Here is a 12,153-nt window from a genome sequence, read left to right on the forward strand (position 1 = left end):
AACGAATCCGGCTGTGGACAACCGGCCGCCGCTGTGGAGTTGTCCACAGCCGGCCGGACCGGGTGAGCGGTCCCGCCGATCGCTGCCGATAGTGAGGCCATGAAGGTGGCTCCGGATCCGGTGATGAGCGAGGTCGTGCGGCAGCGCCTCGAACTCCTGCTCGCCGAGGTGCAGCCTCGGCACGCCCTGGACGACGACCCGTGGGAGGGGCAGTCCGGCCACGGCGGGGATCCCCCGGCCGTGACGGTCCCGCCCGGGGCGAGGGAGGGCCCGCCGGGCACGCGGGACGCCGCACCGGGCGGGCCGGGGCCGGGTGCGGGGCGTCCGGGGCAACGGGTCCTGCGTGAGGCGGGCGGCATCCTCGCAGGGGCGGGCGAGCGTGTGGTCGCGTTCACCAGGGAGCACCTCGCCGCGGTCGCGGTGGTCCTGCTCGTGGGCTGCGGGTGGACGGCCTACACCCTCCTGCAGGCGCGCTCGACCCCGGTGGCCGTTGCTGCTGCGCCGTCGGTCGCGGTCACCCCGACGCCCACCGCGACGCCGTCGCCGAGGATCCTGGTCCACGTCATCGGTGCGGTCCGCACCCCTGGCGTCGTCGAGCTCGCCGACGGCAGCAGGGTGATGGACGCGATCGCCGCCGCCGGCGGCCTCACCGGAACGGCCGACACCGGCGACCTGAACCTCGCGGCGGTCGTCGCGGACGGCTCGCAGGTCGTGGTGGGCACGCGCTCCAAGCCGGGTGGTGAGGTTCGCGGGGCCGGCGGGGAGGGTGGTGGCGGTGACAACGGTGCGGCGAAGGTCTCGCTGAACACGGCCACCCTCGAGCAACTCGACACCCTGCCAGGGGTGGGTCCGGTGACGGCCCAGCGGATCCTGGACTGGAGGGAGGAACACGGGCGGTTCAGCGCGGTGACCGAGTTGCAGGAGGTCGAGGGCATCGGGCCCAAGACTTACGCGGACCTCGCCCCGAACGTTCGTGTCTAGGCGACACCAGGATGTGACGCGACTGAGCGAGCCGGACGCGGTGGTGACGGATTGGCGGCCGCCGCTGCTGGCAGCGGCGGTCTGGGCCGGTGCGTGGGCCGGGACATCCGGGGACAGCGGGGTGCTCGCCGTCGCTGTCGGTCTGGGGCTGGTGACCGGGCTGGTCGGCCGCCGGCGGGGCCGATGGCTCGTGGTCGCACTCGGTCTGGCCGTGCTGGTGGTCGCGGGGCTGGCCGGTGTCAGGGCGTGGGCAGCGGCCAACGGTCCCGTCCCCTCGCTGGCGCGCGAGGGAGCGGTCGTCGAGCTCGATGCCCGGGTCGGCTCGGGACGCACCACGGACTCGGGGGTGGGCGGGCCGGTCTGGAGCTCTGACGCGACCCTGGTCGCGCTCAGCGGACGCGGCACGCAGTGGCTCTCCGGAGCCACGGTCCGGCTGTCGGCGTCGGGCGAGCTGGCGCGCTCGTGGGCGGAGGTGCCGCCGGGCTCCACCGTGCGCACGACGGCACGGCTGGGTCCCGCGACCGTGGACGAGCAGGTGAGCGCGTGGGCGCAGGCCAGGCTGCCGCCGCTGGTGGTCGCCGCCCCGGGGCCGCTCGACGCCGCCGTGACCGGGGTGCGGGCCGGCCTGCGCGCGTCCGTCGCGGAGCTCCCGCCCGCCCCGAGGGCGCTGGTGCCCGCCCTCGTGGTCGGTGACACCGAACTCCTCGACGACGACCTGCGGGCGTCCTTCCGGGTGGTCGGCCTGACCCACCTGACCGCGGTTTCGGGAGCCAACCTCACGCTGCTGCTCGCGGCGATGCTGTGGGTGGCCGCACGGCTTCGCGTCGTGGGGTGGTGGCGTCGGGGCGTCGCCGCCGCGGGGGTGGTCGGCTTCGTGCTCCTGTGCCGGGCGGAGCCGAGCGTGCTGCGGGCAGCAGCGATGGGCGTGGTCGGGCTGGCCGCACTGGGCTGGGGCGGGGGACGGCAGGGCCTGCGCTTCCTCTCCTGGGCGGTGGTCGGCCTCCTCCTCGTGGACCCGTGGCTGTGCCGTTCGGTCGGGTTCGTGCTGTCGGTGTGCGCGAGCGCAGGGATCATCCTGTGGGCGGCCCGGTGGGTCCGGCTGTGGTGGTGGGCGCCGCGCTGGCTCGCCGAGGCGGTGACCGTGCCGGTCGCCGCCCAGCTGGCCACCCAGCCGGTGGTGACGGCGATCTCAGGGCAGGTGAGCGTGGTCGGCGTGGTGGCCAACCTGGCGGCTGCGCCCCTGGTCGGGCCGGCCACGGTGCTCGGCTTCGCCGCCGCGGCGCTGTCCGTCCCCGTCCTCCCGCTGGCGCGGCTGCCGGCCTGGCTGGCCGGCGGCTTCGCGCAGGCGCTGGTCTGGATCGCGCAGGTGGGCGCCGCGCTGCCGGGGGCGGCCGTGGTGTGGCCGGTCGGACCGGTGGGCCTCGGCGTGCTCGCCGCGTGCTGCGTGGTCGCGCTGGCGGCGATGCCGCTCCTGTGGAGCAGGCCGTGGCTGGTGGCGCTGCTGGCGCTCGTCCTGGTGCTGGCGCTGCTGCGTCCGGTCGCCGTTCCGAGCTGGCCGCCGCAGGGTTGGCAGGTGGTGAGCTGTGACGTGGGCCAGGGGGACGCGTCGGTGGTGGCCGCGGGTGGCGGGTCCGCGATCGTCGTGGACGCGGGACCCGATCCGGTGCCCGTCGACCGGTGCCTGGACCAGCTCGGGATCAGCGACGTGGCGTGGTTCGTCGTCACCCACCTGCACGCCGACCACGTCGGGGGAGTGGCGGGGGTCGCTGCCGGACGCCGCGTCGACAACGTCCTGTACTCGGGGGTGACCCAGCCGGAAGGCGGCTGGCAGTTGCTGGTCGACACCCTTCCCACCGTCCCGCGCACGGTGGCTGCCCCGGGCATGGTCGTCGCGGCGGGCGACGTCCGGCTGGAGGTGCTGGCGGAGAAGCCGTACGTCGACGGCGGGGTCGTCGGCGAGGACTCGGCCGACCAGAACGACTCCTCGATCGTGATGCGGGTCACCAGCGGCGGCCTGCGGGTCCTCCTGGGCGGCGACGTCGAGGAGGCGGGACAGTCCCACGCCCTGGGCTCGGCCGCGGACCTGTCGGCGCAGGTGCTCCTCGTGCCGCACCATGGGTCCGCGCACCAGTCCCCGGAGTTCCTCGCCTCCGTCCACGAGGCGGTGGCGCTGGTCAGCGTGGGTGCCGGCAACGACTACGGCCACCCCGCCGCGCGCACCATTGCCACGGTCGAGGCCACCGGCGCGCGGGTGTACCGCACCGACCTGCACGGGTCGATCGCCGTCACGCTGGCCGGCGACCACCTCCAGGTCACCACCCAGCGCAGTGGATGAGCGCGTGTCCGGGTCGACTGGCATGCTTGCCCCGTGGACGATTCGAGCCCCTTCGGGCGTGCGCTGCTGGTCACGGGCCCCGAGTCCCTGCTCGCCGAGCGGGCGGTCGGCAGGTTCGTGAGGCGGGCGACCGACGAACGCCCGGACGCCGCCGTCGTCCGGGTCGCGGCGGGCGACCTCGACGCCGGTTCGCTGGCGGAAGCGGCGGGCGGCTCGCTGTTCGCTTCGTCCACCGTGCTCTCGATCGGCGACCTCGGCGAACTCGCCCCCGACCTCGCCGACCAGCTCGCCGCACTCGCGGCGGACCCCGGGCCCGACCTCGCCCTCGTGGTCGCACACGGCGGCGGCAACAAGGGCAGGGGCGTGGTCGACCGGCTCCGCAAGGCGCGCGTCGAGGTCCAGGACTACGCCACCATCAAGCCCTGGGAACTGCCCCAGTTCGTGACCAGGGAGGCCCGCGAGCTCGACGGCAGGACCGACATCGCCGGGGCGAATGCGCTGGTCGACGCCGTGGGCACCGACACCCGCGCGCTCGCCGCCGCGGTGCGGCAGTTGCTGGACGACTCGCCCGACCGGCTGCTCACCGAGGCGACGGTGCGCCGCTACTTCGGCGGGCGCGCGGAGGTGACGAGCTTCGCCGTCGCCGACGACGTGCTGGGCGGACGCCTCGACGGCGCGCTCGGCAAGCTCCGCTGGGCCCTGTCGACCGGCGTGGCCCCGGTCCTGATCACGAGTGCGCTGTCGAACAACCTGCGCAGCCTCGGCCGATACCTGGATGCCCGCGACGCCCGGATGCGCGACGCCGAACTGGCGCGGGTCGTCGGGGTCCCGCCGTGGAAGCTGAAGGAACTGTCCCGGCTCTCCCGGGACTGGAAGCCGCAGGCCGTCGCGCAGGCCATCCAGGTGGTGGCCGTCGCCGACGCCCAGGTGAAGGGCGCGGCCAGCGATCCGGGCTTCGCGCTCGAGCAGACCGTCCTCAAGGTGATCGGCTGCCGCGGACGCGACCGTCGCTGAGCCGGTTCAGGCGCGACCCGGACGCGGTCCCGGACAGGCGAGCGGGACGGGTCGTGAGGCGGCCCCGGACACGACGAACGCCGCCCGGACGAGCCGGGCGGCGTTCGGGAGGAAGATCAGAGCGCGGCGGCCTTGGCTGCGATCGCCGACTTGCGGTTCGCGGCCTGGTTGGCGTGGATGACGCCCTTCGACGCGGCCTTGTCCAGCGCCCGGGTCGCGGCCCTCGCCAGCTCCTGCGCCTTCTCCGTGTCGCCCTCGGCGACGGCCTCGTTGAACTTGCGGACGTGGGTACGCAGGCTGGACTTCACGGCCTTGTTCCGCAGCCTGGCCTTCTCGTTGGTCAGGATCCGCTTCTTCTGGGACTTGATGTTCGCCACGCCTGTGACCCTCTTCGTTGGTGATGGAGCTTCTCGCGCCGCGCAGACGCGACTGCTGACTCTATCAGCGACCCCGCGGACGCCTCAAATCACACCCGCGGTCCGTGGGCGCGCGCCGTCCGCGGACAGCCGGCCGCTCGCGGGTCCGGCCGGGCGGTGCGGAGCAGACGGGCGGCGTCCGGTATCGTGTGGAGGCCCGCCATCCGTCCAGGAAAGTGCATGCCTGCTCCTGCTCCCGGCTCCACGCCGCCCGCGCTGATCCGCAACTTCTGCATCATCGCGCACATCGACCACGGCAAGTCCACCCTGGCCGACCGCATGCTGCAGCTCACCGGCGTGGTCGACGAGCGCTCGATGCGCGCGCAGTACCTCGACCGGATGGACATCGAGCGCGAGCGCGGCATCACGATCAAGTCCCAGGCCGTCCGGATGCCGTGGAACGTCGCCGGCACCGACTACGTGCTGAACATGATCGACACCCCCGGCCATGTGGACTTCACCTACGAGGTGTCCCGCTCGCTCGCCGCCTGCGAGGGCGCGATCCTGCTGATCGACGCCGCGCAGGGGATCGAGGCGCAGACACTGGCGAACCTGTACCTCGCGCTGGACGCGGACCTGCACATCGTCCCCGTCCTGAACAAGATCGACCTGCCCAGCGCCCAGCCGGAGAAGTACGCCGCGGAGATCGCGCACCTGATCGGCTGCGACCCCGCGGACGTGTTCAGGGTCTCCGCCAAGACCGGCGAGGGAGTCCGGGAACTGCTCGACCACGTCGTGGCCGACATCCCGCACCCGGTCGGCGACCCCGCCGCGCCCGCCCGCGCGCTGATCTTCGACTCCGTCTACGACACCTACCGCGGCGTGGTCACCTACGTCCGGGTCGTCGACGGCGAGCTCAGCCACCGCGAGCGCGTGCTGATGATGTCCACCCGCGCCACCCACGAGACCCTCGAGGTCGGGGTGATCTCGCCCGAACCGACCAGGTCGAAGGCGCTCGGCGTCGGCGAGGTGGGCTACCTGATCACCGGCGTGAAGGAGGTCCGGCAGTCCCGGGTCGGCGACACCGTGACCGCCGCGTCCCGCCCCGCGACCAAGGACCTCGGCGGGTACCGTCCGCCGCACCCGATGGTCTACGCCGGCCTGTACCCGATCGACGGCGCCGACTTCCCCGAGCTGCGCGAGGCGCTGGACAAGCTCCAGCTCAACGACGCGGCGCTCACCTACGAGCCGGAGACCTCCGGCGCCCTCGGGTTCGGGTTCCGGGTCGGCTTCCTCGGCCTGCTGCACATGGAGATCGTCCGCGAGCGGCTCGAGCGCGAGTTCAACCTCGACCTGATCTCCACCGCGCCGAACGTCGTCTACCGGGTCGTGATGGAGGACGGGACCGAGCACACCGTCACCAACCCGTCGGAGTACCCGGACGGCAAGATCGCCGAGGTGCACGAGCCGGTCGTCCGCGCGACGATCCTCACCCCCATCGAGTACATCGGGACGGTGATGGAGCTGTGCCAGGCCCGGCGCGGCGAGCAACTCGGGATGGATTACCTCAGCGAGGACCGCGTCGAGATCCGCTACCTGCTCCCGCTGGCCGAGATCGTGTTCGACTTCTTCGACGCGCTGAAGTCGCGGACGAAGGGCTTCGCGTCGCTCGACTACGACGAGGCGGGCGAGCAGGTCGCCAAGCTGGTCAAGGTCGACATCCTCCTTCACGGCGAGCCGGTGGACGCGTTCAGCTCGATCGTCCACACCGACGCCGCCTACTCCTACGGCGTCGCAATGGCGAAGAAGCTGAAGGAGCTGATCCCGCGCCAGCAGTTCGAGGTGCCGATCCAGGCCGCCATCGGCGCCCGCGTGATCGCCCGAGAGACCGTCCGGGCCATGCGCAAGGACGTCCTCGCCAAGTGCTACGGCGGCGACATCACCCGCAAGCGCAAGCTGCTGGAGAAGCAGAAGGAGGGCAAGAAGCGGATGAAGATGGTCGGCCGCGTCGAGGTCCCCCAGGAGGCCTTCGTCGCCGCGCTGTCCACCGGCGAGACGTCCTCGGACAAGAAGAAGTAGCCCGTGCCCGGCCCGGCCAGGCGAACCAGGGGCTGAGCGTGCCGTCCACACCGCCCGAGGGCGAGCCGGCCCCCGCCGACGGCAGCCTGCCGGCCGCCGCGCTGGAGGGCGTCGGACGCCGCCCGCTCAGCCTGTACGTGCACGTCCCGTTCTGTGCGTCCCGGTGCGGCTACTGCGACTTCAACACCTACACCGCGGCCGAACTCGGCGCGGCACCCGGGTCCAGCCAGGACGCGTACCTCGCCGCGGCGGTGGCGGAACTCGACCTGGCCCGGTCCGTCCTCGGCCCGCACGAGGTGCAGACCGTGTTCTTCGGCGGGGGGACGCCCACCCTGCTGCCCGCGCCGGCCCTGGCCGGGCTGCTGGCCGCCGTCCGCGACCGGTTCCCGCTGGCTGCGGGAGCCGAGGTGACGACCGAGGCCAACCCCGAGTCGGTCGACCCCGCCTACCTGGAAACCCTCGTCGCCGCCGGGTTCACCCGGTTGTCGCTGGGCATGCAGTCCGCCCGACCCGGTGTGCTGGCCGTGCTGGAGCGGCGGCACACGCCGGGGCGGGTCGCCGACGTCGTCGGCTGGGCCCGGCGCGCGGGGTTCGGCTCGGTCAGCGTCGACCTGATCTACGGCAGCCCGACCGAGACCATCGAGGACTGGTCGGCCAGCCTGGACGCCGCCCTCGCCCTCGCGCCCGACCACGTCAGCGCGTACTCGCTGATCGTCGAGCCGGGCACCCGGCTGGCCGCCCGGATCGGACGGGGCGAGCTGCCCTTCCCCGACGACGACTTCCACGCCGACTGCTACCTGCTCGCGGAGGAACGACTGACCGCCGCAGGCCTCACCGCCTACGAAGTCAGCAACTGGTCGCGTCCCGGGCACGCGTCGCGGCACAACCTCGCCTACTGGCTGGGCCACGACTGGTGGGGCGTCGGCCCCGGCGCCCACTCGCACGTCGGGGGAGTGCGGTGGTGGAACGTCCGCCACCCGCGCGACTACGGCGCCCGGCTGGCCGCGGGAGAGTCGCCGGCCCAGGCACGGGAGGTACTCGACGCCGACCAGCGCCGGGTCGAGCGGGTGCTGCTGGAATTGCGGCTCTCACAAGGCCTTCCGCTGGACCTGCTGACCGCGACAGAGCGGGCCCGGGTGCCGGCGCTGGTGGCGGAAGGGCTGCTGTTCGCCGAGCCTGAGCGGGTGCGTCCCACCCTGCGTGGACGCCTCCTCGCCGACGGCGTCGTCCGGGACCTGCTCGACTGATCGATTCTTAACGATTCGGTAACACCGTCGGACACAACGGTTCTGTAACAACTTCGACGCAAACGGGTGCTCCAATGTCTCCGCACCCGTAGCCTTGCCCAACCCGCGAGGACGGGTCTCCGTAGCACATGAGGAGGGAAGTTGAACAAGCATTCGTTCAAGCTGGTGGGGGTCGCGCTCGTCGCGGCGTCCCTGGCATTCACCGGTTGCGGATCTCGCACCGAGGCCACGTCCGGAGGGACCAGCTCGACCAACAAGGTCGCGAAGATCGGTGTCATCGCGCCGCTCTCGGGTGACCTCTCCGCGATGGGCCTGGGCATCCGCAACTCGGTCGACCTGGCGATCCGCCAGGCCAACGAGTCGAACGCGATCCCCGGCTGGACGCTCGAACTGGCCGCCGAGGACGACCAGGCCACCCCGGACGTCGGCAAGAACGCGGCGACCAAGCTCGCCTCCGACGACGAGGTCGTCGGTGTCGTCGGCACGCTGAACTCCTCGGTCGCGCAGAGCGTGATCCCGGTGCTCGACGCGGCCCACATCGTCCAGGTGTCGCCGGCCAACACCAACCCGACCCTGACCAAGGGTGCGGACCTGGCCAACCCGAAGCGCCCGAACGCGAACTACTTCCGCACCTGCACCACCGACTCGGTCCAGGGCCCCTTCGCCGCGCAGTACCTGCTCGGCGCCGGGATCAAGAACGTCGCGACGATCCACGACAAGAAGGCCTACGGCCAGGGCCTCGTCGAGGCCTTCACCGAGGCGTTCAAGGCCGGCGGCGGCACCATCACCGATGCCGAGACGATCAACCCTGACGACAAGGACTTCAACACCGTCGTCACCAAGGTCGCGCAGACCAAGCCCGACGCCGTGTACTACGGCGGCGAGTACCCGCAGGCCGGACCGCTCTCGCAGCAGATGAAGGCTGCCGGGCTGAAGGTCCCGCTGATGGGCGGCGACGGCATCTACTCCGACGAGTTCATCAAGCTGGGCGGCACGGACGGCGACCTCGCCACCTCCGTCGGCGCTCCGGTGGAGAGCCTGGACTCGGCGAAGGCCTTCGTGACGGCGTACAACGCGGCCGGCTTCACCGACGGCTACTCCGCCTACGGCGCGTACGCCTTCGATGCGGCGAACGCCATCATCAACGCCCTCAAGACCAGCCTGGCCTCCGCGTCGGATGCCAAGTCGGCCCGTGAGGCGACCATCACCGCGATGTCCAGCGTGAGCTTCGACGGGGCGACCGGCAAGGTCGCGTTCGACGAGTTCGGCGACTCCGTGTCCCGCGTCCTGACCGTCTACAAGGTCACGGGCGGCAAGTGGGCCGCAGAGAAGACCGGCGAGCTCAAGTGACCAAGGGGCCCGTTGGCGCCGCCCCCTCGGCGGCGCCAACGGGCCTTCCACGCTGACCTAAGGGGTACTGCGGAAGTGGACCTGTTCTTCCAGCAACTCGTGAACGGGTTGTCGCTGGGCTCTCTGTATGCGCTGATCGCGGTGGGCTACACCGTGGTCTACGGCATCGTCCAGCTGATCAACTTCGCCCACGGCGAGATCTTCATGGTCGGGGCCTTCGGCGCCTACGCCACCTGGATGGTGCTCGGCCACCCGACCGACTGGGGAGTGTCGGCCTCGGTGTTCATCCTGCTCCCGCTGATGATCCTGGGCGGTGTGATCGTCTCGATCAGCGTCGCCCTGCTCACCGAACGGTTGGCGTACCGCCCGCTGCGCAACGCCCCGCGCCTGGCACCCCTGATCTCCGCGATCGGCGTCTCGGTGTTCCTGCAGGAGTTCGTCCGGCTGTTCTACGGCTGGATCCCCGGGTTCCCGGACGCCAAGAGCGCGGTGCCCTTCCCCGCGATCGCCGGCATCACCGGCCAGAGCCTCCAGCTCGGTGGCGTGAACATCCAGCTGTCGGCGCTCTTCACGGTCGGGGCGCTGGCCGTCTGCACGGTCTTCCTGTGGCTGTTCGTGAACCGCACCAAGACCGGCCGCGCGATGGTCGCCACCTCGCAGGACCCCGACACCGCCCGCCTGATGGGCATCAACGTCGATCGGGTGATCATGGCGGCCTTCGCCGTCGGCGCGGGACTCGCCGCGATCGCCGGCGTGGCCCACGGCCTCCGGTACGGCAACATCGACTTCCGGATGGGCTTCATGGCCGGCCTGAAGGCCTTCACCGCCGCCGTCCTCGGCGGCATCGGCAACATCAACGGCGCCGTCGTGGGCGGTCTCGTCCTCGGCGTGGTCGAGGCGATGGCCAGCAACTACCTGGGCACGACGGCCTGGAAGGACGTCTGGGCGTTCGTCCTGCTGATCCTCGTGCTGGTGTTCCGGCCGCAGGGCCTGCTCGGCGCGAAGGTGGTGGACCGCGCATGAGGGTGGTCATTCCGGACGAGCTCAAGCTCCGCCTCCGCTACCCGGCCCGCGTCGTCGGCCTCGTCGGCAGCGTGGCGATGCTCGCCTCGATCTTCCTGTCCTGGTCGTACGGGCACGAGGCACTCGACGACGTGGGCTACTACGGTGCCCCGTCCCCGCTCCAGTTCTTCTTCGCCGTCCTCCCGCTGCTGTGCATGGTGCTGCTCGCCGTCCCGCTGGTCGGCAAGGCGAGGCTCGGCCGCTGGGCGAAGACGGTCGCGTGGAACACCTCGGCCAAGACCGCGGCGATCAGTGCCCTGGTGATGGCGGCCGTGATGGTCGCAGCCATCGCGATCGACCTCGGTGGGCTGGTGAACGTGGACCCGGGCGGCTGGGTCGCGATCGTCGGCGGCGTCCTCGCCGTGGCGGCGACGCTGTTCCTGCCCGACTCGCCGGAGCCGACGCTGTACCGGGTGAAGAGCCCGAAGTGGCTCCAGATCACCGCGATCGCCGTGATGATGGCGCTGCTGCTGTTCGGTGCCGCCTACATCCTCGGCTTCGACGACGCGGACGACTTCCTCACCTTCGCGGCGTTCCTCGTCGGCCTCGTGATGGTGCTGCGCCAGTTCGGGATCTTCGGCTGGATGGGCATCGCCGCGGCGAACAACAACCGGGTGCTCGTGCTCTCGGCGTTCGTCGTCGCCTTCGCCTTCCCGTTCACCCAGAACGGCTCCGACGCCAACATGTCGATCGCGTCGCAGGTGCTGATCTTCGCGACCACGGCGCTCGGCCTGAACATCGTGGTCGGCCTGGTCGGCCTGCTCGACCTCGGCTACATCGCCTTCCTGGGCGCGGGCGCGTTCACCGCCGCCGTGCTCTCGGACTCGGCGTTCGCCACGATCAACTTCAAGCCGCCGTTCATCGTGACCGTCCTCATCGCCGGCTGCGTCTCGTCCATCCTCGGCCTGGTCATCGGCGCCCCCACCCTGCGGGTGTCGGGCGACTACCTGGCGATCGTCACACTGGCGTTCGGCGAGATCTTCCGGATCACGATGATCAACCTGGACGGGAACGACGGCCCGAACATCACCAACGGCTCCAACGGCATCCCCGGTATCCCCGACCTCAACTTCCTGGGCTTCGACTTCGGCAGCGCCCACGAGATCTTCGGGATCGAGATCGGCCGGTTCGCCAACTACTACTGGCTGATGCTGCTGGTGATCGGCCTGATCATCGTCGTGTTCATGAACCTGAACTACTCCCGGATCGGACGCGGCTGGGTCGCCATCCGTGAGGACGAACTGGCCGCAGAGGCGATGGGTGTGAACACCTTCGCACTGAAGCTGCTCGCGTTCGCCGGCGGCGCGTTCCTCGCCGGGATCGCCGGTGCGGTCAAGGCCCACCACGACGTGTCGGTGACACCCGACCAGTACGTGTTCCTGGAGTCGGCGTTCCTACTGGCCGCCGTCGTCCTCGGTGGCATGGGCACGGTGATGGGCGTCCTGATCGGCGCCACGATCCTGAAGCTGTTGCCCGAGAAGCTGCGCTTCTTCTCCGACTACCGGCTGCTGCTGTTCGGCCTGCTGATGGTGTTCATGATGCGGTTCCGCCCCGAGGGCATCATCGCCGACCAGCGCAGGCAGCTGGAGTTCCACGCCGAGGACGAGGAACTGGCCGAGGAGGTCGAGGAGGAGCTGGTCACGCACCACGCCCACTACAACCCCGAGCGGAAGGGGTTCGAACTGTGAACGCGACCGCCTTCCGTCCGTCCGTGCCCGCTGTGAAGGGA

General features: G+C 71.3%; 9 protein-coding genes. 8 read left to right on the forward strand and 1 reads right to left on the reverse strand.

Features of this window, described 5'->3' with window-relative positions; genetic code table 11:
- Window positions 1-99 precede the first annotated feature (99 nt).
- Genes QM779_RS02270 through holA form a run of 3 tightly spaced genes read left to right on the forward strand, consistent with a single transcriptional unit; the run spans window position 100 to window position 4,330 of the window.
- Window positions 100-981, forward strand: coding sequence for a helix-hairpin-helix domain-containing protein (locus tag QM779_RS02270; RefSeq protein ID WP_428530982.1), 882 nt, complete (start codon window positions 100-102; stop codon window positions 979-981).
- A gap of 13 nt (window positions 982-994) precedes the next feature.
- Window positions 995-3,316 carry a ComEC/Rec2 family competence protein gene (locus QM779_RS02275; protein ID WP_428530984.1) on the forward strand — a complete coding sequence of 774 codons (2,322 nt, stop codon included), beginning with the start codon at window positions 995-997 and terminating at the stop codon, window positions 3,314-3,316.
- A 33-nt stretch (window positions 3,317-3,349) separates the two neighbouring features.
- Window positions 3,350-4,330: a DNA polymerase III subunit delta gene (gene holA, locus QM779_RS02280; RefSeq protein ID WP_428530986.1), complete on the forward strand. Its 981-nt coding sequence runs from the start codon at window positions 3,350-3,352 to the stop codon at window positions 4,328-4,330.
- 116 nt (window positions 4,331-4,446) lie between these two features.
- On the opposite strand, the gene rpsT is transcribed toward holA, so the two are convergent.
- Entirely contained in the window at window positions 4,447-4,707 is a 261-nt protein-coding gene (gene rpsT, locus QM779_RS02285; protein ID WP_428530989.1) for a 30S ribosomal protein S20, read from the reverse strand.
- Window positions 4,708-4,926: 219 nt separating this feature from the next.
- On the opposite strand from rpsT, the gene lepA reads away from it, so the two are divergent.
- The 5 genes from lepA (at window position 4,927) to QM779_RS02310 (ending at window position 12,112) form a co-directional block, all read left to right on the forward strand.
- Window positions 4,927-6,765, forward strand: a complete 1,839-nt coding sequence (gene lepA / locus QM779_RS02290; protein ID WP_428530992.1) for a translation elongation factor 4 — start codon at window positions 4,927-4,929, stop codon at window positions 6,763-6,765.
- Window positions 6,766-6,803: 38 nt separating this feature from the next.
- Window positions 6,804-8,012 (forward strand): radical SAM family heme chaperone HemW, encoded by a 1,209-nt coding sequence (hemW, locus tag QM779_RS02295; RefSeq protein ID WP_428530994.1) that lies wholly within the window; start codon window positions 6,804-6,806, stop codon window positions 8,010-8,012.
- Window positions 8,013-8,153: 141 nt separating this feature from the next.
- Complete coding sequence (locus QM779_RS02300) at window positions 8,154-9,362, forward strand: branched-chain amino acid ABC transporter substrate-binding protein (RefSeq protein WP_428530996.1); 1,209 nt, start codon at window positions 8,154-8,156, stop codon at window positions 9,360-9,362.
- 75 nt (window positions 9,363-9,437) lie between these two features.
- A complete protein-coding gene (locus tag QM779_RS02305; protein ID WP_428530999.1) occupies window positions 9,438-10,385 on the forward strand; it encodes a branched-chain amino acid ABC transporter permease in 948 nt (315 codons plus the stop codon).
- Entirely contained in the window at window positions 10,382-12,112 is a 1,731-nt protein-coding gene (locus tag QM779_RS02310) for a branched-chain amino acid ABC transporter permease (RefSeq protein WP_428531001.1), read from the forward strand. The genes QM779_RS02305 and QM779_RS02310 overlap by 4 nt, the downstream gene beginning before the upstream one ends.
- Window positions 12,113-12,153 lie beyond the last annotated feature (41 nt).

The sequence above is a fragment of the Propionicimonas sp. genome (assembly GCF_049840635.1).
Lineage (GTDB): Bacteria > Actinomycetota > Actinomycetes > Propionibacteriales > Propionibacteriaceae > Propionicimonas.